This window comes from Streptomyces sp. NPDC088915 (assembly GCF_044749825.1).
Lineage (GTDB): Bacteria > Actinomycetota > Actinomycetes > Streptomycetales > Streptomycetaceae > Streptomyces.
Genome location: NZ_JBIVIR010000006.1, coordinates 306,909 through 333,369, shown reverse-complemented (window position 1 = coordinate 333,369; position 26,461 = coordinate 306,909). Strand labels below are relative to the sequence as shown.

The following is a 26,461-nucleotide window of genomic DNA, read 5'->3' as shown; positions in this document are numbered from 1 at the left end:
CCGTTCAGGCCTGGACGCGGCGGACCGGCATCAGGACGTGGGCGCTCTCCCCGAGCATCTCCTCGTCGGAGACGAAGGCCCGCAGCCGCGCCTCGTCGACGGGCCGGCCGGGGACCGCCTCGGGCCAGGGCCGCACCGAGCAGATCAGATAGACCTTGCCGCTCTCGCGGGCCGCCGCCTGCCACTCGTCCGGCACCGGGCACTGCACCTTCAGGAACGGCAGGCTGAGCACGGCCGAACCGCCCTCGACGAGCAGCGAGGCGTTGATCCCGGCGTCCTTCTCCAGGTCGAAGAGGCGGTCGCCGACCGAGAGGCCCATGGTCTCCAGGGCGGTCCGCATCGCCTGCTGACCGGCCTCCGGTCCGTCCCGGCCGTCGCCGAGCGAGTACGCCATGAGGAACGGCGTGCCCGCCGACTCGGCGGAGGGCTCGCTGGACCACGGGATCACCGTGAGGGTTCCCAGCGGAGAGGCGCTGCGCGCCGAGGAAACGACGTTGGAAGTGGTCATGAATCGGATGCTAGTGCTCCAACCCCCCTTTCCCCGCGCCCCCTTCACCCGAACGGCCGACATTCACGCGACTGGCCCTTCCGGCGCAACGAACCCGGGATTTCCTCGTTGTGCCCTGAGGGCTCCCCCTGCCCGTGGCGGGAGAACCCCCAGCCGACCACCTGGAGATCACCGATGATCGTCCCGCGCCGGGTCGCCCTGCGGTCCTTCTTCGCCCTGGCCGTCACCGCCTTCACGGGCGGCGCCCTCGGCCGTGTCGCGCTCCGCGCCCCCGCCGGAGGGCCGGCCGACCCCCACGCCTTCGACGAGATGTACCGGGGCCGCCGGCTCCTGGGCCTCTCCGGCCCCGACGGCGGGCCGACGGCCTTCGTCGACGGCCGGCCGCTGCACCTGATGCGCTGCGCCGACGGCGGCTACGTCACCCCGATCGACCACTACGAGTCCTGTCCGACGCCGCTGGCCGCGGTCCGCGCGGCCGTGGACGAGCTGGGCACCGCCCCGCTCTCCCCCCTGGCGGGCGCCCACGGCACGTCCACGGACCCGACGGGAGGGAGCCCGCGTGGTGTACACGCGTAAGAACCAGCGCGACCTGACCGGCGCCGAGCGCCGCACGTTCGTCGCCGCCGTCCTGGAGCTCAAGCGCACCGGGGCGTACGACCGCTTCGTCCGCACCCACATCGACCACTACGTGGCCGACGGGGAGGGCGGGCTGCGGGTCGCGCACATGACGCCGAGCTTCCTGCCCTGGCACCGGAAGTTCCTGCTCGAGTTCGAGACGGCGCTGCGCCGGATCGACTCCAGGGTGACCGTCCCGTACTGGGACTGGACCCGGGACAACAGCCCGGCCTCGTCGATCTGGGGCGAGGACTTCATGGGCGGCAACGGGCGCCGGTCCGACCTCCAGGTGATGACCGGCCCCTTCGCGCACTCCTCCGGCCGCTGGAGCATCACCCAGTCGATGACCGAGGGACGCTTCCTGACCAGGGACTTCGGGCGCCCCCGCGATCCGATCACGCTCCCCACCCAGGCCCAGCTGGAGGAGGTGATGCGGGAGCGGGTGTACGACGTGACGCCCTGGAACTCGACGAGTCCGTCCGGCTTCCGCAACCGCCTGGAGGGCTGGTCGTCGGGGCAGGGCAACGACCGCTTCCGGATCCACAACCGGGTGCACCGCTGGGTCGGCGGCCTGATGCTCGGCGGCGGCTCGGTGAACGACCCGGTCTTCTGGCTGCACCACGCTTTCGTGGACCTGGTCTGGTCGCGCTGGCAGCAGCGGAACCCCGGGGCCGCCTACCTCCCGGCGGAGCCGCCGCCGCTCGGCGACGGGCAGTACCGCAAGGTGGTCGCCCGGCACCAGGCGATGGCTCCGTGGGGGGTGACCCCGGCCTCGATGTTCGACCACAGCCGGATCTACACGTACGCCTGATCCGCCGCGCACGGGCCCGTACGCACGTGTCCCCCCGGTCCGGTTGGAGCGGGGGGACACGCGGGGAAGCGAGGGGGAAGCGGAGGATCAGCCGCCGTAGCCGCCGTCCTCGTCACGGTCGTCCTCGCCGTCGCTGACGTTGGCGCAGGTGTTGCCGAAGGCCGGGTTCAGCAGGCCGATGACGTTGACGGTGTTGCCGCAGAGGTTGACCGGGACGTGGACCGGGACCTGCAGGACGTTGCCGGAGGCGACACCGGGCGAGCCGACGGCCGCGGCCTCGGCGCCGGCGTCGGCGACGGCCAGGCCGGCTCCGCTGAGGGCCACGGCACCCGTGCCGGCGAGAACAGCGGCAGCCTTCGCGATGCGAGACATCAAGAACTCCTTGGACGTGGAAAGCGACCGCAGGAATCACGGCCGTCATACCCGTTCAACGCCGTGCGCCGTTACGGGTCACGGCCATTGGGCCGAACGGGAAGAAGGAAAAAAGAAAAAATGGCCCGCGGACCGGAATTCCGTCCGCCGCCGGATACGACGGGACGGCTCCGGTCCGCGGGCCGCGGCCATGCGACGAGCCTTCTCCTGCAACGATCGACGGCCCCCGGGGTGGCGGGAGGGACCGTCCCTTCACCCGCGCGGTCGGCGGTGACGGGGGTCGGTGACCGGGATCAGTGGCGGCGGGCGACCCGTCCGCCGCGGACGCGGACCACCGCACCGCCGATGACGAGCGCGGCGCTGATCGCGGCCGCTCCCACGAGCGCGGACTCGCTACCGGTCTCGGGGAGCTGCGGCGGGGTGGTGGGGGGCTTCGTCGGCGGGGTGGCGGGAGGCGTCGCGGGCGGCGTGGTCGTGGGCGGGACGGTCGTCGGCGGAGTCGTGGACGGCGTGGTGGGAGGCGTCGTCGGCGGCTTCGTCGGCGGGGTGGTCGGCGGCTTCGTCGGCGGCGTCGTGGGACCACAGCTCGGCTTCGGACGACCGGGCTCGGGGTGCTCGCAGTCCCCCGGCTTCGGCGGGTACGACGGCGGGGTGGTGGGCGGAGTGGTCGTCGGCGGCGTCGTGGGGGGCGTCGTCGGCGGGGTGGTGGGCGGGGTGGTGGGGGGCGTGGTCGGCGGGTGCGTGGGAGGCGTGGTCGGGGGCTTCGTCGGCGGGTGCGAGGGCTCCTCGCCGTAACCTCCGTCGTCCTCGCCGTAACCTCCGTCGTCGTCCTCGCCGTAACCGCCGTCGTCCTGGCTGTAGCCGTCGTCCTGGACTCCCGCGTGGCCGCAGAGGTTCCCGGCGGCCGCCGCCGCGGCGCCGCCCTTCTCCGCGAGCCTGCCGCAGACGCCGGCCGACAGGGGGGCCTGGACGTGGCCGGCCGTGCTCGGGCCCGGTCCGTCGCCCGTGCCGGTGGGGGAGCTCGCGGCAAGGGCGAATCCGCCGCTCAGCGACAGGATTCCGGTCGCTGCCGCCGCGGTGAGTACTTTCCTGCTGATGATGGACCGCATACCGCTCTTCCTCTGAGAAAAGGAGAGGCCGACGAGGCTCCCCCCTCGCTCCGACCGGCCCGGTACCCACTGACGTGCGCGTGGGACTGGCGAGAGAGTAGGAGTCGGAGCGGGGTGCGGAGCATGGGCCACACGGCAGATGATCTGAAAATCATTCGATCAGCCGACCGTGAGGAACGGGGCGCGCTGGCCTCCGGGAATGCCCCTGGGAACAGCCCTGCTGAAGGGTCGTCAGCCGCCCAGCGGGAGGGCGCCGGCGACCGGGAGGCCGCCGAGCAGCGGAGCGCCCTTGGTGACCTCGTTGAGCTGGCCCGCCGCGTCCGTGACGGACTTCACCGGGGAGCCCTCGGTGGTGCTGCTCAGCACGTCCGTCTTCAGGCCGTTGGCGGCGATCGCCTCCAGGCCGCCGTTCAGGCTGGTGGGGGTGAGCGCCTCCGTGGCCATGGCGGGCGCGGCGGCACCCAGGGCCATCAGCGAACCTGCGACGACCGCGGCGACCTTGGTGGGCTTCATGGGGTGAATCCTTCCTCTGTTTTTCAAGTCACTTCTCGCACAAGGTTCTTGGGTGAATCCCGTGCGCCGTTCTCTTCCTGTAACGAGAAGTCGGCTTTCCGGAAACTCCGGGAGGAGGGATTTCTCGACACTGCACCCGATCGATGAGACCGGTTCCGCGCGCCGACCGCACACGCGTTCCCCCTCCGTGCGGACCGGCGGACCGCCACCGCGGAGGGCCTGCGGCTATAGCCCTCCGCGACCGGAGAACTACTGAGCGCCACGCATCCGTTCGGGTGAATCCACCCTCCCGCCCTGCCCCGGAGAGGGGCGTACGCCGTTGCACCGGGCGGCGCGCGGAAGTGCGCCCGAGCGAGTGCCGCCCCCCGACGACGAGGAAAAGGCCGGTGCGCCCGTCCCTGGTGGGGGCGGGCGCACCGGCCTCGAAAGGACCGAACGGACGTGCCGGATCAGTCGTTGGCGCAGACGTTGCCGAAGGCCGGGTTCAGGAGGCCGATGACGTCGACGGTGTTGCCGCAGACGTTGACCGGGATGTGGACCGGGACCTGGGCGATGTTGCCCGAGAGGACGCCGGGGGAGTGCACGGCCGCGGCCTCGGCGCCGGCGTCGGCGACGGCGGCACCCGCGGTACCGGCGACGGCCGCGGCGGCGCTCGCGGTCAGGACAACGGCCTTGGCGATACGGGACATGGAGATGTGCTCCTCGATCGAATTCATACGGCTCGGACTGCGCGGACTGAACGGTCCGACTCCCTCAACAACGCCTCCGATTTCCATCGGTTGCTCTCCCGAACGGGTGACGCCCGGCCGTCCTTTGGGCCGTAAGGGGGTCGTTCGAGGGTCCGGGCGCGAAATGGCGCAACACGCACAACGAGGAACGGGCCACGGAGATACGGGAGTTAGCGATACCGGTCATCTCATGCTTACTATCGCCCCGCTTCGGGGTTATAACTTTCCCGAACGTTGCTTCCGGGCCGGCCGCGCGTTCATCCATTTCGTGCGGACCACATCTTCCCCCCTCCCGGCCTTCGCGGGTCTTCCCTTCCTCCTCTCATCAAAGCGGAGAACCTGTATGCGGAATTCAGCGGTTCTCGACGCGCCCCGGGGCGCGTCGGCCGCCCGGGCGGACGTGCGGAGCTGACGTGCTGACACCATCCGACACGGGCCCGGGGTCCGTCACCGTCCTGCACGCGGTCCAGCCCGGCGACGGCGGGGTCGCCCGCGTCGTCGTCGACCTCGTCCGCGCCCAGCGCGCCGCCGGCCTGCGGGTCGCGGTCGCCTGCCCGCCCGGCACCGACCTGTCCGCCGCCGCCCGGGCCGAGGGGGCGGAGGTCCACGACTGGCGGGCCGCCCGCGACCCCGGCCCCGCCCTCGTCCGCGAGACGGCGTCCCTGGCCCGGCTCGTCCGCGCGGTCGGGCCCGACCTCGTCCACGCGCACAGCGCCAAGGCGGGACTGTGCGCCCGGCTCGTCGTGCGGGGGCGGATCCCCACGGTGTACCAGCCGCACGCCTGGTCCTTCGAGGCGGTGCGGGGGACGACCGCCGCGCTCGCCCGGAGCTGGGAGCGGTTCGGCGCCCGCTGGACCGACCGGGTCCTCTGCGTGAGCGAGGCCGAGCGGCGCACCGGCGAGGCGGCCGGGGTCGAGGCGGACTGGTCGGTCGTCCACAACGGTGTGGACACGGCCCGGTTCGCGAACGACGGCCCGCCTCGCAACCCGGCCCCCACGGTCGTCTGCGTGGGCCGGCTCTGCCGCCAGAAGGGACAGGACGTGCTGCTGGCCGCCTGGCCCGCCGTCCTCGCGGAGGTCCCCGCGGCCCGGCTCGTCCTGGTCGGCGACGGCCCGGACGCGGAGGGGCTGCGGGCCGCCGCGGGCCCCTCGGTGCGGTTCGCCGGGGCCGTCGGGGACACCGCCCCCTGGTACCGGGCCGCCGACGTGGTCGTCCTGCCGTCCCGCTGGGAGGGCATGGCGCTCGCGCCCCTGGAGGCCATGGCGAGCGGCCGGCCCGTCGTCGTCAGCGACGTCGACGGGGCCCGGGAGAGCCTGCCACCCGCCCACGAACACCTGTGCCTGGTCCCGCCCGAGGACCCGGCCGCGCTCGCCGCCGCACTCGGCCGCCTCCTCGGCAGGCCGGAGCTGCGGCACCGCCTGGGCCGGGAGGCCCACGAGCACGTCCTCAGCAGTTTCGACGTCCGGCGCACCGGCGCGGCCGTCGCGGACCTCTACCGCGAGCTGGCCGGGGTGCGGGGGGCCGAGCACAGAGAGCCGATCGCACAGTGACCACGGAAAGCACCAGCGTCCCCTCCTCGCCGGGCCCCTGGCCCGCGGCGGGCCAGGGCCGGGCCTTCGGCCTCGCCTCCCTCGCACCGCCCCGCGGCGCCCCCGGCCGGCTCGCGCCGCAGCGCCGGCGCCGCTCCCGGACCCGCCCGCGGTCCGGCGCGGCACCGCTCGTGGCGGTCGACGCCCTGGCGGTCGTCGCGGCCGCCTCGGTGCTGAGCGCCGCCCACCACGACCTCCGGCTCGTCCTGCCGGTCCTGGCGCTCGTCCTGGTCCTCGACGGGCACGCCGGGCTCCACCGCCCGGCCGCGCACGTCCGGGCCCTGGACGAGCTGCCCGCGCTCGCCTCCCGCGCCGGGGTCGCCTGGTGCCTGGCGGCGGCGGGAGTCGCCGCGTACTCCGCGCACCTGGCCATCGGGCCGCTGCGGCTGTGCGCCGCGTACGCCGTCCACGTCGTCCTCGTCTGCGCGGTCCGCGCCCTCGTCCTCGGCCGGCGGCGCCGGGTCGCGCGGGCCCGCCCCCGGTCGGCGCTGGTCGTCGGCGGGACGGGGGCCGCACGCCGGTTCGCGGCGGCGGCCGTCCAGCACCCCGAGTACGGGGTGCGGCCGGTCGGGATCGTCGGCGTGCCCGAGCAGGGCGTCCCCCGGACGCCCGGGGAGGCCGGTCTCCCGGTGCTCACGACGACCGAGGAGATCCACCGGGCCGTCATCCAGAACGCCGTGCGCGACGCCGTGTTCCTGGACGACGACCCGGGTCTGGTGACGCTCTTCCAGCAGTACGGCTGCACCACCTGGCGGGTCGGCGGGCGGCACCGGGACGGCCCGATGGGCGAGCACATGTGGGGGTACGCCTGGCACCGCGTCGTCCCGCTGGACGAGCGCCGCGGCCTGACCGCCAAGCGGGCCCTCGACATCGCCCTCGCCGCCCCCGCGCTCGTGCTCGCGCTGCCCGTGCTGCTGCTCTGCGCGCTGGCCGTGCGCCTCTCCGACGGCCCCGGGATCCTGTTCCGGCAGGAGCGGGTGGGCCAGCACGGACGCCCCTTCACGCTGCTCAAGTTCCGTACGCTCCGCCCCTCGGACGACACCGAGTCGGCGACCCGCTGGAACGTGGCGGGCGACCGGCGGATGAGCGCGGCCGGGGGGTTCCTGCGGAAGACCTCGCTCGACGAGCTGCCGCAGCTGTGGAACGTGCTGCGCGGGGACATGAGCCTGGTCGGGCCCCGGCCGGAACGCCCGTACTTCGTGGCGCAGTTCAGCAAGACCCACGCCGGGTACGCGGCCCGCCACCGGATGCCGGTGGGGCTCACCGGGCTCGCGCAGGTGCACGGACTGCGCGGCGACACCTCGATCGAGGACCGCTGCCGCTTCGACAACCACTACATCGACCACTGGTCGCTCTGGCAGGACGTCTGCATCCTGCTGCGCACGGCCGCCGAGCTCGTCCGACCCACGGGGAGCTGAGGATGGCCACGGCCGCGATGCTCCCCGTGGTCGGCCCGGGGGCGCGGGACCTGCTCCGCAGGGCGGGGGCGCTCTCCCCGGTCCTCGCCGTGGTCGCGCTGCTGCTCGTCCCGGGCGGCGACGGCGGCGCGCAGGGCGGCACCGGCGGCACGGGCACGGTCGCCGACGCGGCCTCCGGGCTCCTCGTCCTGGTCTGCCTGGTGCGGGTGGCGCGCGGCCGGGCCCGGCCGCTGACCCGTACCGCCGCCGTCGTCCTCGGCCTCCCGGTCCTCGGGGTCTGCCTGGCCGCGATCACCTCGAACGACCCGGCGTCGAGCCTGCCGGGCGTCGCCCGGTACGTCCAGGTCTTCGTCCTGGTCCCGGCGGCCGTGCTCCTGACGGTCCGCGACCGGCGGGACTTCGCCGTGGTCGCCTGGGCCCTGGTCGGACTCGCCCTGCTCCAGGGGGCGGTGGGCGTCGCCCAGTACCTGACCGGCACGGGCGCCTCGTACCAGGGCGAGGACATCCGGGCGGTCGGCACGTTCGGGGCGACCGACGTGATGGGCATGGCGACCGTCGTCTCGTACGGGCTCGTCGTCGTCACCGGGATCGCGCTCGGCCGCCGTCCGGGGCGGGCGCGGACGGCGGCCCTGGTCTGCGCGGGGCTGCTGTTCCTCCCGCTGGTCCTCTCCTTCAGCCGGGGCGCGTGGATCGCGACCGTGCTCGCCTGCGCGCTCCAGCTGCTCCTGGCGGGGCCGCGCCGGGCGGCGCGGGTCGCGCTCGCGGCGGGCGCGCTCGGGGTGGTCCTCGTGGGCGGCCTCGGGATCGGTTCGGAGCTGGTGGAGGAGCGGGTCGCCAGCATCACGCGGGTGACGGCGGCGCCGGACCAGTCGGTGACGGACCGGTACACGATGTGGGCGGCGGCCGGGGAGATGTGGCGCGCGGAGCCGCTCACGGGCGTCGGCCTGAAGGGCTTCCCGCAGTACCGCGACGCGCACGCCTCGGTCGCGCTGTCCTCGGGCAGCGACACGGCGGGCGCGGGCGCCGGCTTCCAGCGGCAGCCGCTGCTCTCCCCGCACAACATGTACCTGCTCGTCCTGAGCGAGCAGGGCCTGGTGGGGCTGCTCGCCCTGGTCGGGAGCTGGACGGCGCTCCTCGTGGGCGCGCTGCGACGGCGCGGCGGCTTCGGCCCCGGGTCCGGGTCCGGCGCGGACTGCGCGCTCGTCGCGACGGGCCTGCTCGTCTGGCAGCTCGTCGACTTCTTCTACGCGGACATCGGCGGCCCCTCGACGGTGCTGATGGCGGTCGTGTTCGGCCTGGCGGCCTGGTGGTCGCTGGTGGGGGCGAGACGTGCGTGACCCGTGGGCCGGGGAACCGGAGCCCACGGACGCGGGGTGGCCGGAGCCGGCCGGGCCCGTGGACCCGCCGCGGTCCGACGGGCCGCACCCCGTGTCGCGGTCGCCCCGGCAACCCTGCGGCACCCCGCCGGCCGACCCCTGGTCGACCTCGCCCCTGAGCCCCACGGACTCCCCGTGGGGTCCGGGGGCCGTCGTGCCGCCGGGGGCGGAGACCTCCGGGCGGAGGGGTACGGAGCCTCCGCGGCCCCCCGGGCCCGGCCGCCCCGCCGGCGCCCCGCCCACGGGCGGCCTCGCCGGGGCCCGCCGCGTCGCCGCGCGCGGCCGGTCCGGAAGTACGCCCACGGCCACGCCCACGGACCCGACTACGACGCCGACGACGCCCCCCGCCCCCCGCGCCGGCCGCCGGGCCCACGCGCGCGGGCGCGTGGCCGGGGGCGACCGGACGCAGGGGCGGGGGTTCCTGGCGAAGGCGGCGGCCGTGACGGCGGGGCTCACCGCCGTCGGGGCGGTGCTCGGGCTCGTACGGGACCAGATCCTGGCCGGGTACTTCGGGGCCGGGGCCGCCACCGACGCGTTCCTGGTGGCGTGGACGGTCCCCGAGTTCGCCTCGACGCTGCTCATCGAGGACGCGATGGCCCTGATCCTGGTGCCCGCGTTCTCCCGCGCCCTGGCCCGGCGCGGCGACGGCGTGTTCGACGACCCGGTGCGCGCGCTCGTGCGCGGGACGCTCCCCCGGCTCGCCCTCGCCGTCGGGATCGCCGCCGCCGTCCTCGTCGTCGCCGCCCCGCTGCTCGTCGCGGCCCTCGCCCCCGGCCTCCCCGACCCGGCGCTCGCGGTCGACTGCACGCGCCTCACCGCGACCTGCGTGCTCTCGTTCGCCCTGGTCGGCTACTGCTCGGCCGCGCTGCGCGCGCACGGCCGCTTCCTGCCGCCGGCCACGATCTACACGGCGTACAACGTGGGGATCATCGGCACGATCCTGGTGCTCCGCGAGCCCTGGGGGGTGCGGTCGGCCGCCGCCGGGGTCGCGGTCGGCGGGGTCCTGATGGTCCTGGTCCAGGCCCCCTCCCTCGTCCGGGAGCTGCGCTCCGGCTCCGTGCCCCCGCCGCGGGCGGCCGCGCCCCGGGGCGGGCAGGACGGGCGGATCCTGGTGCTCGGACTGATCGCTCCGGTCGTCGCGTTCTCGCTGTGCCGCCAGTCCCAGACGCTGATCGAGCGGTTCCTCGCCTCGCCGCTGCCCGCCGGGGCCATCTCGCACCTGAACTACGCGCAGAAGGTCGCGCAGATGCCGATGATCCTCTCCCTGATGCTGTGCACGGTCAGCTTCCCGGTGGTCGCCCGCGCCCTCGCGGCGGGCGACGCGGAGACGGCCCGCCACCGGGTCGAGCGGGACCTGCTGCTCGCCGCCGTCGTCGTGCTCGTCGGCGCCTCGACGGTGATCGCCGCCGCCCCCCGGATCGTCGAGGTCCTCTTCGAGCGGGGGGAGTTCGGCGGCTCCGACACCACCGCGACCGCCGCCGTCATGCGGGTGTACGCCCTCGGCCTGCTGGGCCAGACGGTGGTCGGGGCCCTGGTCCGCTGCTACTTCTCCGCCGCCCGCCCGCTCTGGTACCCGGCCGCGGCCATGGGCGCGGGGCTCGTGGCGACCGGCGCCGCGGGCGTGCCCGGCGCCCAGCACTGGGGGGCGGTCGGCATCGCCGCCGCCAACGCGCTGGGCATCACCCTGACCGCCGTCCTGCTGCTGCGGGGCGCGCACCGCCAGTCCGTCCCGGTCCGGGCCGGCCGGCTCGGCGCGGGGCTGCTCCGGCTCACCGCCGCCGGCGCGGGCGCCACCGGGGCCGGCTGGGTCTCCTCGGTCGCGGTCGGCCCCGCCCTCCCCGCCGTCGCCGTCGCCGCCCTCGCCGCCACCGGCGTCTTCGCGCTCTTCCTGGTCTGCGCCCCCGAGGCGTCCGGCCTTCCGTCCCTTCCCCGCTCCGCCTACCGGAGGACCCCCCATGCCCGCCGTCACCGCGCTGAGCCGTCTGCTGCCGAAGCCGCCCCTGCGGAGGAGCCTCCCCCCGCGGGGCGGGTCGCCCCTGTGGGGAAGGCCTCCCCTGTGGGTGGCGATGTACCACTCGATCACGGACACCGCCGATGATCCGTACCGGGTGACCGTCTCCCCGGCGCGCTTCGCCCGGCAACTGCGCTGGCTGGGCGACCGGGGACTGCGCGGGGTGTCGGTGCGGGAGCTGCTCGCCGCGACCGCCGAGGGGCGCGCCCGGGGCCTGGTGGGCCTGACCTTCGACGACGGCTACGCCGACTTCGTCGACTCGGCGCTGCCGCTGCTCCGCGGCCACGGCTTCACGGCCACGGTGTACGTCCTGCCGGGCCGGCTCGGCGGCGAGAACGGCTGGGACACGGCCGGCCCGCGCAAGCGGTTGCTCTCCGGGGAGGAGATCCGGCGGATCTCCGACGCCGGGATGGAGATCGGCTCGCACGGCCTGACGCACGTGGCGCTGCCCGAGGCCGACGACCGGACGCTCGCCGCCGAGACCCGGCGCAGCCGCGAGCTCCTGGAGGAGATGACGGGCCGCCCGGTGGAGGGCTTCTGCTACCCGTACGGGCGGGTCGACCCGCGCGCGATGCGCGCCGTGCGCCGGGCCGGCTACCGCTACGCCTGCGCGATCGACCCGGGGCCGCACACCGGCGCGTACGCCCTGCCCCGCGTCCACATCGGCGAGAACGACACCTCCTGGCGGCTCGCCGCCAAGCGCGTGCTGCACCCGCTGCGCCGCCGCCGGCCCGCCGACCTGCCGGTCCCCGTCCCGTACGGCCCGGCCGTGGTGGGTGCGCGATGAGGGTCCTGCACGTCATCACCGGCCTCGGCATCGGCGGCGCCGAGCAGCAGCTCCGGCTGCTGCTGCGCCACCTCCCCGTACAGGGCCGGGTGGTGACGCTCACCAACCCGGGCGCGGTCGCCGCGGGCATCGAGGCGGACGGCACCCCCGTCACCCACCTCGGCATGACCGGCAACCGCGACCTCGGGGCGCTCCCCCGCCTGGCCCGGATCGTCCGGCAGGGCCGCTACGACCTCGTGCACACGCACCTGTACCGGGCGTGCGTGTACGGCAGGACGGCGGCCCGGATCGCCGGGGTGCGCCGGATCGTCGCCACCGAGCACTCCCTCGGCGCGCACCAGATCGAGGGCCGGCCGCTGTCGGCGGGCACCCGCGCCCTGTACCTGGCGTCCGAGCGGCTCGGCACCTCCACGGTCGCCGTGTCGCCCAGCGTGGCCCGCCGGCTCGCGGACTGGGGGGTGCCCGAGGAGCGCATCCGGGTGGTGCCGAACGGCATCGAGACCGGCCGGTTCGCCTTCGACCCGGCGGCCCGCCGCCGGACCCGGGCGGCGCTCGGGCTCCCCGAGGACGCGTACGTCGTCGGCGGGGTGGGGCGGCTGGCCCCCGGGAAGCGGTTCGACAGGCTCGTACGGGCGGTGGCGGCGGTCCCGGAGGCCCGGCTGCTGCTCGTCGGGGAGGGCGGCGAGCGGGAGGAGCTGCTGCGGCTCGCCCGCGCACTCGGGGCGGCCGACCGGGTGCTGCTGACCGGGGCCTGCGCGGACCCGCCGCCCGCCGGCGCGACCGGGCCCTCGCTGCCGGACCTGCTCGCCGCGATGGACGTCTTCGTCTCCGCCTCCCCGGACGAGGCCTTCGGGCTCGCGGTCGTCGAGGCGCTCGCGGCGGGCCTGCCCGTCCTGTACGCGGCCTGCCCGGCGATCGAGGACCTGCCGGCGGACGCGGCCCCGGGCGCGCGCCGGACCGGCGGCTCCGTCCCCGAACTGGCCGCCGCCCTGCGCGGCACCGGCGAGTCCCGGCCCGGCCGCCTCCCCGTCCCGGAGGCCGCCCGCCACTACGACATCGCGCGCAGCGCCCGGCAGCTGATGTCCCTCTACGACCAGGCCGTCCACGGCACACCGTCGCCCGTGCAGCACCACCAAGCATCCGTGAAGTGAGAGAAGCCCGTCCATGAAGACCACCACACCGTCCCGCGCCTTCCCGTCCGCCGGGCTCCGCCTCCCCGGCCGCTGGGCCGTGCTGCCCGCCGCCGTCCTCGCCGGGGCCGTGCTCGGCGGCGGCTACGGGGCCCTGAAGACGCCGGAGTACGCGGCGACCAGCTACGTCATCGTCGTACCGGACGGGAAGTCCGACCCGGCGGGGGCGCTCGGCTTCGCCCAGGCGTACGGGCGGGTCGCCACCGACATCGCGGTGACCGGTGACGCCCAGGTGTGGGCCGGGGTGACCGCCGCGACGCTGCGGAGGCAGGTGACGGCGGAGACCTCCCCGGACGCCCCGATGATCTCCATCACCGCGCGGGCCGAGCGGCCCGCGAAGGCCGTGTCCATGGCCGACGGGGTGGCCCGGGCGCTCATCCTCGACAGCTCGCACGTGGCGGCCAGCACGGGCGTGAAGGTCGTGCAGTTCTCCCGCGCCACGAAGCCCGTCGACCCGGTCTCCCCGTCCGCGCCGCTCTCCGCGCTCGTCGGCGGCTGCGCGGGCGGCCTGCTCGGCGGCCTGGCCCTGCTGGTCCGCCCGAAGCGCGCCGCCGCGCGCGGCGAGTCCCGCCACTCCCGCCGGGCCGGGGCCCCGGTACCCGCCCCGGCCGTGTCCGGCGCGCACCAGCCGGAGACGGTGTGACCGCGGGCGCCCTGCGGACGGAGGTCTGCCGTGACGAGGAGGGGTTCGGGCGGCTCGCGGCCGAGTGGACGGCGCTGTACGGCCGCTGCTCCTCCGCCACCCCCTTCCAGTCCCACTCCTGGCTGCACTCCTGGTGGCTCTCGTACGGGCGGCCCGGTGCGCTGCGGGTGGTGCTCGTACGGCGCGGGGACGGCGCACTGGTCGCCGCCGCGCCCCTGATGCGGGCCCGGGGCCCGCTGCCCGTCCTCACCCTGCTCGGCGGCTCGATCACCGACTTCACGGACGTCCTCCTCGACGACGGCTGCCCGGAGGCGGCGCCCGCCCTGGCCCGGGCGGTCGCGCGGACCGCCCGGGGCGCGGTGGTCGACCTGCGGGAGGTCCGGCCGGGCGCGGCCGGCGACCGGGTCTTCGCCCACTGGCGGGGGCCGCGCCGGCGGCTGCCCGACTCGCTGTGCCTGGAACTGCCGGCCGTCCCGATGGAGGGCCTGCTCGAACGGATCCCCTCCGGGAAGGCCCAGCGGGTGCGCGCCAAGCTGCGCAAGCTGGACGCGCTCGGCATCGACGCGCGCGTGGTGACCGGCGAGGAGGTCCCGGCCGCCCTGGACCGGCTCCTGGCCCTGCACCGGCTCCAGTGGCAGGGCCGGGGCGTCACCGCCGAGCACACCAGCGAGCGGTTCGCCCAGCACCTGAACCGGGCCGTGCGGCCCATGGTGGAGCGGGGGGACGCGATGGTCACCGAGTTCCGGCTGGCCGGGGACGTGGTCGCCGCCGACCTGACGCTGATGTCGCCGCGCCTGGCCGGCGGCTATCTGTACGGGGCCGATCCGGCGCTGCGGGCCCGCAAGGTCGACGTGGCGACGATGCTGCTGCGGCACGGGGCCCGGGAGACCAGCGCGGGCGGGCGGGCCACGCTGAGCATGCTGCGGGGCAGCGAGGCGTACAAGCACCACTGGCGCCCGGAGCCCGTGCGCAACCGCCGGCTGCTCCTCGCCGGGCCCGGTACGGCCCCGCTGCTCTGGCTCCGCGCGGGCGCGGCCGGCGCGCGGAGCTGGGCGGCCCGTCAGGCGCGCGAACGGGCCTGGGCGGGGCGGGCGCTCGACCGGGTGAAGGGTCGCCCGCCCCGCGGCGGCTGAGTTCCGCCCCGGTCAGAAGGGCCAGACGCCCTTGAGCGCCTCCTTCCAGTCGAGGTCGGCCTCCTCCTTCCAGGACTCCGGGACGCAGACGGGCCCGCCGAGCCAGCTCTCGACCCAGGACCCGAGGTCGACGGGCCGGCAGTTCGCCTGGGGCACGGGCGTGGGCAGGGGCACGGGCGTGGGCTCGGACGTCGGAGTCGGCGTGGGCGCGGGCTTGGGCTCGGGATCCGGCGGTGTGGGGGTGGGAGTCGGCGTGGGCGTCGGTACCGGTGTCGGCTGCGTCGGCGTCGGCTGTGTCGGCGTCGGCTGTGTCGGCGTCGGCTGTGTCGGCGTCGGCGTGGGGACCGGCGTCGTCGGCGCGGGCTTCGGCTCCGGCTGCGTCGGGGTGGGAGTCGGCGTCGGGGTGGGAGTCGGCGTCGGCGTCGGCGTGGGTTCCGGCTTCGGCGTGGGCGTGGGCGTGGGCGTCGGCACCGGTGTGGGCTGCGGCGGCGTGGGCGTCGGCGTCGGTACGGGCTCCGGCTGCGTCGGGACCTCCGGCTCCTTCCCGTACAGCATCTGACGGAACACCAGCGACGACCTCGGGTTGTCGTCGCACTGCCAGACGCCGTGCGGGCAGTAATCGGTGATCGTGTGGTACAGCGGCTTGTGGAGGTCCATCCATTCCAGCATGCGCCGCATGTATTCCGGGTTGTCGCCGTTCCGGAAGAGGCCCCATTCCGGATAGGAGATCAGCTTTCCGTGCTCGGCCGCGAAATCGACCTGCTTCCGCAGTCCGTACGGCTCGTTGACGTGTTCGTCGAAACTGCTTCCCGGCGGCTGGTCGTACGAATCCATGCCGATGATGTCGACGACGTCGTCGCCCGGGTAGCACTCGGTCCACGGGACGGCGTCGCGGCCGCGGCTCGGGTTGAAGTCGAAGCGGAACTTCTGGCCGGGGACGGAGCGCATGGCGGCGACGATGCGGTTCCAGTACGCCTTCCAGGCCTCGGGGTCGGGGCCGCACCGGTGGGTGTAGGTGGTGCCGTTCATCTCCCAGCCGAGGACGACGACGGTGTCGTTCGCCTTCAGCTCGACGAGGCGCCGGGCGAGGGTCCTGAAGTGGTGGTCGTAGTACCCGGACGCGGCGAGCCGGAGCAGGCGGCGGACCTCGGCGTCGGGGACGCGGGCCTCGTTGCGCTCCATCATGGGGACGTTGAGGACGAAGAGGCGGTCGGCCTTCTCGTTGCGCCAGTCCGCCCAGGCGTCGAGGAAGCCGGGGGGTCCCTCGATGTTCCGCCAGCGGTCGCCGGGCAGGTAGGTGTGGCCGACGCGGAGCTCGCGGCCGCCGAGCCAGCGTTCGAGCTCGCCGATGCGGGCGACGCCGTACGCGCCGGAGGAGAGGAAGGCCCCCATGGCGCCGGCGACGGACGGCCCGGGGTCCCGCGCCTCCCCTTCCCGCGCCTCCACCCCGCGTGCGTCCCGCGTCGTCGCGGATCCCTCGGCGTGGGCGAGGGGCGTCAGTGCGAGGGAACCCGAGGCGAGCAGACCGGCGGCGCACACCCCCAGCCACGCCCTCGACGTTCTCCGGTACGCAGCTTTCATGGCCGTTCCTCCGCGTCGCACGATAGGTGAGGGATCGTCAATCCGATGTTCAGAAAGTATTCCTAATGAGCCGTCCGTGAACTCGACTTTCCCTCGCTCGCTAGTCCATTGGAGGATTTGATCGCCCGGTTGGTGCACCGAGACGAAGGGCATGCCGTGCCGAGTTTTGACACCCGCGTCCCGGCCGTCCTCGTGCGGCTCGACCGGAACCCCTTTCACCACGGCACCCTCGGGGCGGTCCGCTCACTGGGCCGGGCGGGAATTCCGGTCCACGCCGTCGTCGAATCGCGGACCAGTCCGGTGGCCCGCTCCCGCCACCTCAGCTCGGCCCGCCCCGGCCCCGCCGCCGCCTCCCCGGCGGAGCTGGCCGACTTCCTCCTGCGGGTCGGGGACGAGATCTCCGAGGGGCCGTCGTCCCCGCTGCTCGCCGTTCCGCTGGACGACGTCACCGCGCTCGCCCTGGCCCGCCGCCGCACCGAGCTGACCCCGCGCTTCCTGCTGCCCGAGCAGACCGAGGCGCAGCTGCTGCGGGTCGCCGACAAGGCGGCGCTCGCCGAGACCTGCGCGGCCCTGGGCCTGCCCCACCCCCGTACCGCGCTCCCCACCGACGCCGACGAGGCCGCCGCCATGGCCCGGGCGCTCGGCCTGCCGGTGGTCGCCAAGTGGAGCCGGCCCTGGCTGCTGCCGGCCGGTGCCGGGCTGCGCAGCACGTCGATCGTGCGCTCCCTCGCCGAGGTGCGGGAGCTGTACGCCCGCTCCCCCGAGGCCGGCAGCCGGCTGCTGCTCCAGGAGCTCCTCCCGGCGGGCCGCGACCTGGACTGGTTCTTCCAGGGGTACGTGGACTCCGCGGGCCGCTGCCCGACCGGGGCCACCGGGCGCAAGGAACGCGCCTGGCCCACCGGGGCCGGGCTGACCGCCGCGGGCCGCTGGACCGTGAACCCGGCCGTGGACCGGGCGGCCCGGACCCTGCTCGACGCGCTCGGCTACCGGGGCGTGTGCGACCTGGACTTCCGGCTCGACCGGGCGACCGGCGCCTACCACCTGCTGGACTTCAACCCCCGGCCCGGCGCGCAGTTCCGGCTCTTCACCGACCAGGACGGCCTGGACGCGGTCCGGGCGCTCCACCTGGACCTCACCGGCCGCCCCGTGCCCCCGCCCTCCCCCGCGTACGGGCGCCGGTTCGTGGCCGAGAACTACGCGCTGCTCTCGCTGCTCGCCGTCCCGCGCCGGCGGTGGGCGGCCGAGACCGGCGGGGTGCGGCGGCGGACCGAGTGGGCCTGGTGCGCGGCCGACGACCCGCTGCCCGCGCTCGCCATGGGCCGCGCCTGGCTCGCGCACCTGCTGCGCAAGGCCCTGGGGGCGCTGCGGCGGCGGTGGACGTCCGGCCGGGGCACGACGAGGGCCGGCCCCGGGGAGCGGGTGCTCCCCGGGGCCGACCCCGTGCCTGTCCGCGAACCGCGTCGGGTCAGTCGTTGGCGCAGACGTTGCCGAAGGCCGGGTTCAGCAGCGCGACGACGTTCACGCTGTTGCCGCAGAGGTTGACCGGGATGTGGATCGGGACCTGGATGACGTTGCCGGACAGGACGCCGGGCGAGCCGACGGCCGCACCCTCCGCGTCGGCGTCCGCGAAGGCGGGCGACGCCACACCCATGGCCAGGACGATTCCGGCGACGACGGCCGCAGCCTTCTTACAGTTCATTTCGTCTGGATCCTTTCCTCGGCGGAAGAATTCTCACGGATCTCGTGATGCCCGGGGAGGAAAGCTCCCCGGCCTCCGCTGTACACAACACAACGAACATCCCGCACAAAGGAAACCTGAATAACGCGGACGGGGAACGTTTCACCCCATTGCCCGCACGGAATCGCCCACACGGAACAGCCCGCACGGAACAGCCCGCGCGAACTCCTCCGCACAGAATCCTCCGCACGAAACAGGGCCGGCGGAGAACGTCACCGTTCTCCGCCGGCCCCGTCGCACGCGCTGCCGGTCAGTTGTTGCCGATGCCGTTCCCGGAGAGGACCGGGATGTCGTCCACCAGGTGCGAGAGCGCCTCGTCGCCCTTGCCCTGGGTGGAGTTCTCCGCGCACTGCTGGTTCTGCGGGGAGGACAGCACGTTGACGTCCTGGACGGTGATCGGGACGAGACCGACGAGGGATCCGAGGTTGCCCTTGACCGGAACGCCGAGGCAGAGCTTGTTCAGGGAGCCCTGGACCAGGGTGAGCTGGGGGCTCTGGTCGCCCGCGGTCTCCGAGTTGCCGAACGCCGAGGTGGCACCGTTGCCGCTGAGCGAGGTGGTGCCGGTGTCGTCGGCGATGGCCAGCGCCGGGGAGGCCGCCGCGGCAGAAGCGCCGACGACGGAGGCCGCAACAGCCGCAGCCGCCACAATCTTCTTGATCACGGTGATTCCGTTCCTGTTCCCACCAATCGACCTGATTGATGCGCCCGGCTCAACTGCCCTCGGAGGGTTAGGTTCCGGCGCTTCACCCGTTCGAAGGGCGCCTCCCTTCGCGCTGCCGCGTGCGCTCCGCCATGAGGGTGACACGGCGGAACCCCGGCGTCCGAGCCCCTGTTGATCAGGTCGCTCCCTGCACGGAGCCGGTTCTAGAAGGGAACTCCCGTGATCAAGAAGGTTATGGCCACCGCGGCCGCGGCCGTCTCCATCGTCGGCGCCACCGCCGCCGTGGCCTCCCCGGCGCTCGCCACCAGCAACGACACCGGTACCACCTCGTTCAGCGGCAACGGTGCCAGCCAGGCGTTCGGCAACTCCGCCACCTACGGCAACATGAGCCCCCAGATGGCGCTGGTCCAGGGCTCCCTGAACAAGCCCTGCATCGGTCTGCCGGCCAAGGTCAACGCCGGTTCGCTGATCGGCCTCGTCCCGATCACCGTCCAGGACATCAACGTCCTGTCCTCCCCGCAGAACCAGCAGTGCGTCGAGAACTCCACCCAGGCCAAGGGCGACGAGCCGCTGTCGCACCTCCTGGAGGACATCCCGGTCCTGTCGGGCAACGGCGTCGGCAACAACTGACGTTCCCCGTCCACGCGTCAGGGGCCGCTCCCTCGGGAGCGGCCCCTTTCGTCGTCCTCGGTCCTCCGGGTCGTTCAGCGCGGCCAGACCGGAGCGGCCATCAGGCGCTCCCACTCCCGGTCCGGCATCCCCGGCACCGCGCGGCCCGCCTGCGTCCACTGCGCCACCAGGGCGGAGTAGAGGGGGAAGGGGGTGCGGTCGGCGGGGGTCGGGTCGCTCACGTACCGGCTCTTCGGAATGAAGGCCATCCGTTCCCATTTCCCGGGGTCCGGCGCCATCTTCGCTCCTTCCGCTGCGATTCCCGCATCATTACACAAAGGCCTCGGGAGGGTGATTCGTCCTCTCCATGTCGCGTCGCGCACCTGTGTGCGAGCGGGTCGAAATACGGTGCGGTCCAGGGGATTTCGCTCATCTGCCCGTAGTCCGTCCGGTGGACTTCCCGGAACCTCCGGGACCCTGACCTGTTGATCAGTGCGGCTCGGCAATCGGCGAGCCAGTATTCGAAAGGCCTGAACTGATGAAGAAGCTGTTCGCTACGGCTGCTGTGGCCGCGTCGGTCCTCGGCGCGACGGCGACGGGTGCCGGGCAGGCGCTCGCGATCGCCGACGACACCGGCACCACCTCGCTCAGCGGCAACGGTGCCAGCCAGGTGTACGGCAACTCCGCCACCTACGGCAACATGAGCCCGCAGCTGGCGCTGGTCCAGGGCTCCCTGAACAAGCCGTGCGTGGGCCTGCCGGCCAAGGTCAACGCCGGTTCGCTGATCGGTCTCGTCCCGATCACGGTCCAGGACATCAACGTCCTGTCCTCCCCGCAGAACCAGCAGTGCGTCGAGAACTCCACCCAGGCCAAGGGTGACGAGGCGCTGTCGCACATCCTCAGCGACATCCCGGTCCTGTCCGGCAACGGCGCCGGCAACGGCTGAGCCTCCGGCCCCGGTTCCGGTGCGGCCCCGCCGCCCCTCTTCGGAGGGGTGGCGGGGCCGTCCCCGTTCCGGGCCCTCAGAGCTTCCGGCGCAGGGCCTCCGGGTCGGTGACCGGCGCGTCGCAGGTGAAGCGGCGGCAGACGTACGCGGCGGGCCGCCCGTCCACCAGCGGCCGGTCCCGCAGGAGCGGGAACTCGTCGCCGCCGGGGGCGCCGGTGGCGAGGACCGCGCCGGGGGTGGCGGCCAGGAGGGCGGTACGGCGCAGCTCCCGGAAGGCCTCGTCGTCGGGGGCGCCCACGACGGCGATCTCCCGGGGCCCGTCGAGGAGGGCCTCGGCGACGGCCAGGCCCCAGCCGATGAAGCGGGGGGCGCGCGGGCCGAGGGCCTTGACGACGCCGAGGGCCCCTTCGGCGGCGGCCCGGTGGGCCTCGGAGCCGGTGTGGGCCGCGTACGAGAGCAGGGCTCCGGCGGCGGCGGTCCAGCCGGACGGGGTGGCGTTGTCGGTGGGGTCCTGGGGGCGCCGGATGAGGGTCTCGGCGTCGTGGGCCGTGTCGTACAGCGCGCCGCCCTCGGCGGTGAAGCGGTCGAGGACGAGGTCGAGGAGGAAGCCGGCGAACTGCAGCCAGGCGCCCTCGCCGGTGACGGCGGCGAGGGCGAGGAAGCCCTCGGCGACGTCGGCGTAGTCCTCCAGGACGCCCGCGTTGGTGCCGGCCCTGCCGTCCTTGGACGTACGGGTGAGGCGGGCGCCCTCGTCCATGTGGACCCGGACGAGGAGGTCGGCGGCCTCGGTGGCGCGCTCGACCAGGTCGGGGCGGTCGAAGAGGGCGCCGGTCTCGGCGAGCGCGGCGATCGCGAGGCCGTTCCAGGCGGCGACGACCTTGTCGTCCCGGCCCGGGCGCGGGCGTTCGTCGCGGGCGGCGCGGAGCCGGTCCGCGATCGACGCGATCCGCTCGGCGTCGGCCACGCCCGCGTCCTGCGGGAGCTGGAGGACGGAGCTGCCCTCCTCGAAGGTGCCGTCCTCGGTGACGCCGTAGTGGGCGGCGGCGACGGCGGCGTCCTCGGGGCCGAGCACCTCGGCGAGCCGCTCGGGGGTCCAGGCGTAGTAGGCGCCCTCGACGTGCCTTCCGGTGCCGTCGTCGGAGTCGGCGTCGAGCGCGGAGGCGAAACCGCCCTCGGGGGTGCGCAGTTCCCGTACCAGGAAGTCGGCGGTCTCCAGGGCGACCCGGCGGGCCAGGTCGCTGCCGGTGGCCTTCCAGAGGTGGGCGTACACCCGGCAGAGCAGGGCGTTGTCGTAGAGCATCTTCTCGAAGTGCGGGACCGTCCAGGTGCGGTCGACCGCGTAGCGCGCGAAGCCGCCGCCGAGCTGGTCGTAGATGCCGCCGCGGGCCATGGCCTCGCAGGTGTCGGAGGCCATCTGGAGGGCGCCCTCGGAGCCCGTGCGGGCGTGGTGGCGGAGCAGGAACTCCAGGACCATCGACGGCGGGAACTTGGGGGCGCCGCCGAAGCCGCCGCGGGTGGCGTCGTACTCGCGGGTGAGGCCGAGCAGGGCCTGGGCGAGGTCCTCCTCGCCGGGGACGCCGTCGCCGCCGTACGCGAGGGAGCGGCCGGCGAGCTCCTTGACGATCCGGTCCGCGACCTCGTCGACCTCCCCGCGCCGCCCGGCCCAGGCGTCCCGGACGCCGGTCAGGACCTCGGAGAAGGAGGGCATGCCGTGGCGGGGCTCGGGCGGGAAGTACGTACCGAAGTAGAAGGGGGCGGCGTCCGGGGTCAGGAACACGGTCATCGGCCAGCCGCCCTGCCCGGTGGCGGCCTGGACGGCCTCCATGTAGACGGCGTCGACGTCGGGCCGCTCCTCACGGTCGACCTTGACCGCGACGAAGCCGTCGTTGATCAGGGCGGCGGTGGCGTCGTCCTCGAAGGACTCGTGGGCCATGACGTGGCACCAGTGGCAGGCGCTGTAGCCGACGCTCAGGAGGACGGGCACGTCGCGCCGTCGCGCCTCTTCGAACGCCTCCGGTCCCCACGGCCACCAGTCGACCGGGTTCTCAGCGTGCTGAAGCAGATACGGGGAGGTCACACCAGCCAGCCGGTTCATGTGATCCAGCCTCTCACAGCGCCTGGTGCGGCCGATGGAAGCGGTACGAACCCGCCTGCTGTTCGCGGAGTCGGGCGGCCCGGCATCCCCGAACAGCAGACTGGGCGCAGTAGCGCCGGACCTGCCGAGGCTCCTCGAAGGAGGTACACCATCTCCGCCGAGATGGTGGCGCCCGCGTGGATGCGCACGCAGATCGGCGCGGAGCAGTACGACTCCTGGTCCGAGGAGCAGTGCGCCGGCATCGAGATCGTGGACGGGATGGTCGTCGTGAGCCCGAGCGCCTCGAAGCGGCACAACCGGCCGGCTCGGCTCCTGGCCAATGCCCTGGACGCCGCCGCGGGACCGGACCGGAACGCCGACACGGACTTCGACGTCCGCCTGCAGGACGTCCCGCTCACCAGCGTTCCTTTCTCTCTCACGGTCGATCTCAAGGTCCTGCAGAGCACAAAGAGCTCGCCCCGATATCGATGCTCGGCCGCCTACATGACTCGCTGTCCGGCTCCGCCAGGATGTCACGGGCCGTCTCAACCGCTTCGGGAAAGTCCGTGGTGGTGAACTCGTCACCCCGCGGCCGGTATGAGGGCAACAGTGCGAACTAGCCGTTACTTGGCTCAGCCGACCGGCACAGGCGGCCGAAAGGCCGCGGGCTCCCTCTGCCACCGGTCGGTCTCTTCTTCGCGCTCCCCCGTTCCCTCGCGTCGGAGCGTGTCGCGCAGGAGACTGGGGTCGTTTCGTCGGGTGCGTGTGGAGGGGGAACGCGGATGAGGGAGAGTCACCGGGCCGAGGCCGAGCGGTTGTTGGAGCGGGTCGTGGCGGAGGAGGTGCGCGGTGGCGGGGGCCGGGGGGACGCCGGGGCGCTGCTCGCGCGGGGGCGGGCCGAGTTGGACGCGATGGCGGCGGGGGCCGGTGGGGAGTACGCGGAGTTCCTGCGGGTCGCGGAGGCTGCGGAGGCGGCGGGCGGGCGGGGTGGCGGGTCCCGTGCGGGTGTGCCCGTGCTGGTCGCCGGGATCGCGGCGGTCGGCGCCGACCTGGCCCTCGGTACGTCGGCGGGGACGGCCCTCGGCGCGGGCGCCGTGGTGGCGGTGGCCGGGGCGGCCGCGACCGTGCTGAAGTCGGCGTCCGGGTCCCGGGCGGCGGCCCCCGGGGGCGTCGAGGAGGCGCGGGCGCGGTGGCTGGCGGCCCTGGAGAGCCGTGGGATACGGCCCTTCCTGGAGCGGCAGCGGGAGCCGGCCGCCCCCGCCCCCGTCGCGCGGCCGTTGCGGGGGGTCGATCGGAGTGCCGCGGCCCGGAGCCGTACCGTCCTGGAGCGGTCCTTCGGGCAACTGCCCGAGCCGGTCGGGGTGTTCGCGGGGCGCCGGGAGGAGCTGGAGCGGATCGCCGGGTGGGTGCGGGAGGGCAGGGCCTCGGTGGAGACCCGGCCGACGGTGGTCCTGCTGCACGGGGCGCCGGGCTCGGGGCGTACCGCGCTCGCGGTCCGGGCCGCGCACGCGCTGCGCGAGCGGTTCCGCGGGGCGTGCGTGGTGGACCTGCGGGGGAACGCCACCGCCGTGCCGGGCACGGCGGGCGAGGGGCCGGTCGCGACCCGGGAGGCGCTGCTGCACCTGCTGAACCGGCTCGGCGCCCCGCGCGAGCGGCTGCTCTTCCGGGAGGGCGCTTCGGTGGAGCAACAAGTACAGAGACTTACGGAGGCGTACCACCGGCAGCTGGCCGGGACGCCGGTGGCGGTGGTCCTGGACGACGCCGTGGACGCGGCCCAGGTGCGGGCCCTGCTGCCCGGGCGCTCGGAGAGCCTGGTCCTGGTGACCTGCCGGGAGCCGCTGGACCTCGGCCCGGACGTGCCGGCCGCCGTGCACGCGCTGCCGGTGGCGGCGCTCGACGCGGCCGGGGCGGAGGAGCTGCTGCGGGCGGCGGGCGGGGCGGGCGACCCCGGGCCGTACGACGCGGAGGCCGCCGGGCGGATCCGGGAGCTGTGCGGCGGGCTCCCGCTGGCGCTGCGGGCGGCGGGCTCCCTGCTCGGGCGGCGGTCCATGGACGAGGTGGCGGGGCTGCTCGGCCGGCCCGGCCGGGGCGCCGGCCCCGTCGAACGCGCCCTGGACGCACGCTACTTCCTCGACCTCGACGACGACTCCCGGCGGCTCCTGCGGCGGCTCGCGCTCGCCGGGCGGGCCTCGCTCGGCGCGGCGGCGGCCGGGGCGCTGCTCGGCGCGGACGGCGCCGAGGGCGCGCGGCTGCTGCGCGGTCTCGCCGACGCGGGGCTCCTGGACCACGTGCGCGGGGAGCGGTACCGGCTGCACGACGCCGTACGCGGCTTCGCGGCGGCCCGGCTCCTCGACGAGGAGGACGCGGCGGAGGCCGCGGCGGCGCAGGAGCGCCTCGTCCGCAACTACGCGGAGCTGGCGGACGCGGTGATCCGGATGGTCGACGGCAAGATGTCGACCCGCGCCGACCGGTTCGGCGGACACGGCTTCGGCTCCCTGGAGGCGGCCCTGAGCTGGCTCGACGAGGAGACCAGCTTCATCACGGCCGCGCTGCGGCACAGCCGGGGCGTCGACCAGCGGGCCGTCCTGGACCTGCTCGGCGCGCTCTGCGACTACTGCCTGCTGCGCGGCGACCTCTACCGGCTCGGGGAGATCGACGAGCTGGCCGCGTCCGTCGGGCAGGCGCCGCTGTCGCGCTCGGTGCGGTGGCGGACCGGCATCGCGGCCCGGCAGATCGGCGAGCTGGACAAGGCGCGCACCACCCTGGCCTCGGTCGTCTCCTCGTACCGGGAGGACCACCAGGACCCGGGCGCGGCCCTCGCGCTCTGCTCGCTCGGCATCACCCTGCACCACCAGGGGAAGCTCGCGGAGGCGGCGGACCGGCTGCGGGAGGCGCTCGCGCTCCAGGAGCCGGAGGCGCTCGCCGCCGACCGGGGCTGGACGCTGCACGCGCTCGCGGCCGTGGAGCGGGACCGGGGGCGGCTCGCGGAGGCGGCGGCGCTCCTCGACCGCTCCCTCGCGCTGCACCGGGCGCACGAGTCTCCGCACGGCGAGGCGTGGGCGCACTTCCAGTACGGACAGGTGCTGCTGCTGCGCGGTGACGTGCCGGGCGCCGGGACCGAGCTGCGGGCCGCCCTCGACGGGTACGGGCGGATCCACGACGGGCGCGGCGAGGCCTGGGCGCTGACCCAGCTGGCCCGGGCCCGGCTCGCCGCCGGGGACGCCGAGCCGGCCGTGGAGGAGCTGCGCGGCGCCCTCGCCCGCCACCGGGAGCAGGAGGACGCGCGGGGCGAGGCGTGGACGCTGTACCACCTGGGGCACGCCCTGGAGGAGCGCGGCGACCGCGACGAGGCGGTGCGGGAGCTGGGGCGGGCGCGGACGATGTTCTCCCGGATGCGGGACGTGTACGGGCTCGCCGGCGCCCGGCACCACTCGGGCCGGGTCACCCGCGACCAGGCGGCCGCCCGCACGGGCGGCCTGCGGAACTCGGGCTTCGCCCGGCAGCTCCTCGTGGACGCGCGGGCGGACTACCACCGGATCGGAGTGGCCCACGGGGAGGCCTGGACCTGCCTGGAGCTGGCGGTCGTCGACGCGGGCAACGCGCGCGTGCCGCAGGCGCTGGGCCTGTGCGACGAGGCGCGGGCGCTGTTCGCCTCGTACGGCGACCTGCGCGGCGCGGACTGGGCCCGCTTCCTGCGCTGCACCCTGCTCCCGCACGCCGTCCCGGGCTCCCCGGAGCCGGGGACGGAGACGGCCCGCGAGGAGCTGGCGGCCCTGGTCGCGGACCGGCACCCGGCGCGCGACCCGCGCCTGGTCGACTGCGCCGAGGCGTACGGCGCGGTCCTGGCGCGCGGCGTGGCCCCGGGAACGCCGTGGCAGGCCTGGGACCTGGGCCTGGTCCCGAACCGCCGGTCCCGGGAGGTGCTGGGGGTGCCGGGGGCGTAGGGCCTCCGACCGGAGCCGGGCGTCGGGGCCTCCCCCGCCGGGGCCGTACCCCGATCCGTACCGCTCGCCGCTCGTCGGCGTGAAAGTACCGAGTGAGCGGACCGT

24 protein-coding genes and 1 pseudogene are annotated in these 26,461 nt (G+C 75.1%); 15 read left to right on the top strand and 10 right to left on the bottom strand.

The features are described 5' to 3' along the window. Positions 1-4 precede the first annotated feature (4 nt). The gene (locus tag ACIP5O_RS14060) at positions 5-508 is read right to left on the bottom strand and encodes a DUF5949 family protein (RefSeq protein WP_401292573.1); all 504 of its coding nucleotides are present in this window, start codon (positions 506-508) and stop codon (positions 5-7) included. Positions 509-682: 174 nt separating this feature from the next. Here ACIP5O_RS14060 and ACIP5O_RS14055 point away from each other — a divergent pair, with 174 nt between their 5' ends. Both ACIP5O_RS14055 and ACIP5O_RS14050 read left to right on the top strand, forming a co-directional pair. Then, positions 683-1,084 (top strand): tyrosinase family oxidase copper chaperone, encoded by a 402-nt coding sequence (locus tag ACIP5O_RS14055; RefSeq protein WP_401292570.1) that lies wholly within the window; start codon positions 683-685, stop codon positions 1,082-1,084. Continuing rightward, positions 1,068-1,934, top strand: coding sequence for a tyrosinase family protein (locus tag ACIP5O_RS14050; RefSeq protein WP_401292567.1), 867 nt, complete (start codon positions 1,068-1,070; stop codon positions 1,932-1,934). Before ACIP5O_RS14055 ends, ACIP5O_RS14050 begins: the two co-directional genes overlap by 17 nt. A gap of 87 nt (positions 1,935-2,021) precedes the next feature. Here ACIP5O_RS14050 and ACIP5O_RS14045 read toward each other — a convergent pair whose 3' ends face one another. The 4 genes from ACIP5O_RS14045 to ACIP5O_RS14030 form a co-directional block, all read right to left on the bottom strand. Next, positions 2,022-2,306 carry a chaplin gene (locus ACIP5O_RS14045; protein WP_401292564.1) on the bottom strand — a complete coding sequence of 95 codons (285 nt, stop codon included), beginning with the start codon at positions 2,304-2,306 and terminating at the stop codon, positions 2,022-2,024. Between the two features lie 293 nt (positions 2,307-2,599). Further along, positions 2,600-3,415: a hypothetical protein gene (locus tag ACIP5O_RS14040; RefSeq protein WP_401292561.1), complete on the bottom strand. Its 816-nt coding sequence runs from the start codon at positions 3,413-3,415 to the stop codon at positions 2,600-2,602. 231 nt (positions 3,416-3,646) lie between these two features. Beyond that, positions 3,647-3,928: a hypothetical protein gene (locus tag ACIP5O_RS14035; RefSeq protein WP_356541631.1), complete on the bottom strand. Its 282-nt coding sequence runs from the start codon at positions 3,926-3,928 to the stop codon at positions 3,647-3,649. A 449-nt stretch (positions 3,929-4,377) separates the two neighbouring features. Continuing rightward, entirely contained in the window at positions 4,378-4,617 is a 240-nt protein-coding gene (locus tag ACIP5O_RS14030) for a chaplin (protein WP_356541629.1), read from the bottom strand. Between the two features lie 452 nt (positions 4,618-5,069). Here ACIP5O_RS14030 and ACIP5O_RS14025 point away from each other — a divergent pair, with 452 nt between their 5' ends. The 8 genes from ACIP5O_RS14025 to ACIP5O_RS13990 all read left to right on the top strand — a co-directional run bounded on the left by ACIP5O_RS14025 (position 5,070) and on the right by ACIP5O_RS13990 (position 14,803). Continuing rightward, positions 5,070-6,206 (top strand): glycosyltransferase, encoded by a 1,137-nt coding sequence (locus ACIP5O_RS14025; protein WP_401292557.1) that lies wholly within the window; start codon positions 5,070-5,072, stop codon positions 6,204-6,206. After that, positions 6,203-7,663, top strand: coding sequence for a sugar transferase (locus tag ACIP5O_RS14020; protein ID WP_401292554.1), 1,461 nt, complete (start codon positions 6,203-6,205; stop codon positions 7,661-7,663). The genes ACIP5O_RS14025 and ACIP5O_RS14020 overlap by 4 nt, the downstream gene beginning before the upstream one ends. Before the next feature lie 2 nt (positions 7,664-7,665). Next, positions 7,666-9,000 (top strand): O-antigen ligase family protein, encoded by a 1,335-nt coding sequence (locus ACIP5O_RS14015; RefSeq protein WP_401292551.1) that lies wholly within the window; start codon positions 7,666-7,668, stop codon positions 8,998-9,000. Between the two features lie 478 nt (positions 9,001-9,478). Next, positions 9,479-11,137, top strand: coding sequence for a lipid II flippase MurJ (locus tag ACIP5O_RS14010; protein WP_401292548.1), 1,659 nt, complete (start codon positions 9,479-9,481; stop codon positions 11,135-11,137). Next, complete coding sequence (locus ACIP5O_RS14005; RefSeq protein ID WP_401292547.1) at positions 11,106-11,837, top strand: polysaccharide deacetylase family protein; 732 nt, start codon at positions 11,106-11,108, stop codon at positions 11,835-11,837. The genes ACIP5O_RS14010 and ACIP5O_RS14005 overlap by 32 nt, the downstream gene beginning before the upstream one ends. Continuing rightward, entirely contained in the window at positions 11,834-12,988 is a 1,155-nt protein-coding gene (locus tag ACIP5O_RS14000) for a glycosyltransferase (protein WP_401292545.1), read from the top strand. Before ACIP5O_RS14005 ends, ACIP5O_RS14000 begins: the two co-directional genes overlap by 4 nt. A gap of 13 nt (positions 12,989-13,001) precedes the next feature. Beyond that, positions 13,002-13,670 (top strand): lipopolysaccharide biosynthesis protein, encoded by a 669-nt coding sequence (locus ACIP5O_RS13995; RefSeq protein ID WP_401292542.1) that lies wholly within the window; start codon positions 13,002-13,004, stop codon positions 13,668-13,670. Beyond that, positions 13,667-14,803 (top strand): GNAT family N-acetyltransferase, encoded by a 1,137-nt coding sequence (locus ACIP5O_RS13990; RefSeq protein WP_401292539.1) that lies wholly within the window; start codon positions 13,667-13,669, stop codon positions 14,801-14,803. The genes ACIP5O_RS13995 and ACIP5O_RS13990 overlap by 4 nt, the downstream gene beginning before the upstream one ends. Positions 14,804-14,815: 12 nt before the next feature. On the opposite strand, the gene ACIP5O_RS13985 is transcribed toward ACIP5O_RS13990, so the two are convergent. Then, a complete protein-coding gene (locus ACIP5O_RS13985; RefSeq protein ID WP_401292536.1) occupies positions 14,816-16,384 on the bottom strand; it encodes a glycoside hydrolase family 26 protein in 1,569 nt (522 codons plus the stop codon). A 156-nt stretch (positions 16,385-16,540) separates the two neighbouring features. Here ACIP5O_RS13985 and ACIP5O_RS13980 point away from each other — a divergent pair, with 156 nt between their 5' ends. Then, positions 16,541-17,926: an ATP-grasp domain-containing protein gene (locus tag ACIP5O_RS13980; protein WP_401292535.1), complete on the top strand. Its 1,386-nt coding sequence runs from the start codon at positions 16,541-16,543 to the stop codon at positions 17,924-17,926. Here ACIP5O_RS13980 and ACIP5O_RS13975 read toward each other — a convergent pair. Then, positions 17,850-18,083 (bottom strand): chaplin, encoded by a 234-nt coding sequence (locus ACIP5O_RS13975; protein WP_401292532.1) that lies wholly within the window; start codon positions 18,081-18,083, stop codon positions 17,850-17,852. The genes ACIP5O_RS13980 and ACIP5O_RS13975 overlap by 77 nt on opposite strands. Positions 18,084-18,372: 289 nt before the next feature. Beyond that, on the bottom strand, positions 18,373-18,783 hold the full coding sequence (locus ACIP5O_RS13970) for a rodlin (protein ID WP_401292531.1): 411 nt from the start codon (positions 18,781-18,783) through the stop codon (positions 18,373-18,375). A 219-nt stretch (positions 18,784-19,002) separates the two neighbouring features. Here ACIP5O_RS13970 and ACIP5O_RS13965 point away from each other — a divergent pair, with 219 nt between their 5' ends. Beyond that, the gene (locus tag ACIP5O_RS13965) at positions 19,003-19,413 is read left to right on the top strand and encodes a rodlin (protein WP_401292528.1); all 411 of its coding nucleotides are present in this window, start codon (positions 19,003-19,005) and stop codon (positions 19,411-19,413) included. A gap of 74 nt (positions 19,414-19,487) precedes the next feature. On the opposite strand, the gene ACIP5O_RS13960 is transcribed toward ACIP5O_RS13965, so the two are convergent. Further along, complete coding sequence (locus tag ACIP5O_RS13960; protein WP_185893586.1) at positions 19,488-19,634, bottom strand: hypothetical protein; 147 nt, start codon at positions 19,632-19,634, stop codon at positions 19,488-19,490. Positions 19,635-19,930: 296 nt separating this feature from the next. On the opposite strand from ACIP5O_RS13960, the gene ACIP5O_RS13955 reads away from it, so the two are divergent. Continuing rightward, positions 19,931-20,338, top strand: coding sequence for a rodlin (locus tag ACIP5O_RS13955; RefSeq protein ID WP_125667799.1), 408 nt, complete (start codon positions 19,931-19,933; stop codon positions 20,336-20,338). Positions 20,339-20,414: 76 nt separating this feature from the next. Here ACIP5O_RS13955 and ACIP5O_RS13950 read toward each other — a convergent pair whose 3' ends face one another. Beyond that, a complete protein-coding gene (locus ACIP5O_RS13950) occupies positions 20,415-22,433 on the bottom strand; it encodes a thioredoxin domain-containing protein (protein WP_401292526.1) in 2,019 nt (672 codons plus the stop codon). 150 nt (positions 22,434-22,583) lie between these two features. On the opposite strand from ACIP5O_RS13950, the pseudogene ACIP5O_RS13945 reads away from it, so the two are divergent. Both ACIP5O_RS13945 and ACIP5O_RS13940 read left to right on the top strand, forming a co-directional pair. Next, positions 22,584-22,856, top strand: a pseudogene (locus ACIP5O_RS13945) (Uma2 family endonuclease); the annotation flags it as partial. A gap of 338 nt (positions 22,857-23,194) precedes the next feature. Continuing rightward, the gene (locus ACIP5O_RS13940; RefSeq protein WP_401292523.1) at positions 23,195-26,356 is read left to right on the top strand and encodes a tetratricopeptide repeat protein; all 3,162 of its coding nucleotides are present in this window, start codon (positions 23,195-23,197) and stop codon (positions 26,354-26,356) included. The last annotated feature ends 105 nt before the right edge of the window (positions 26,357-26,461 follow it).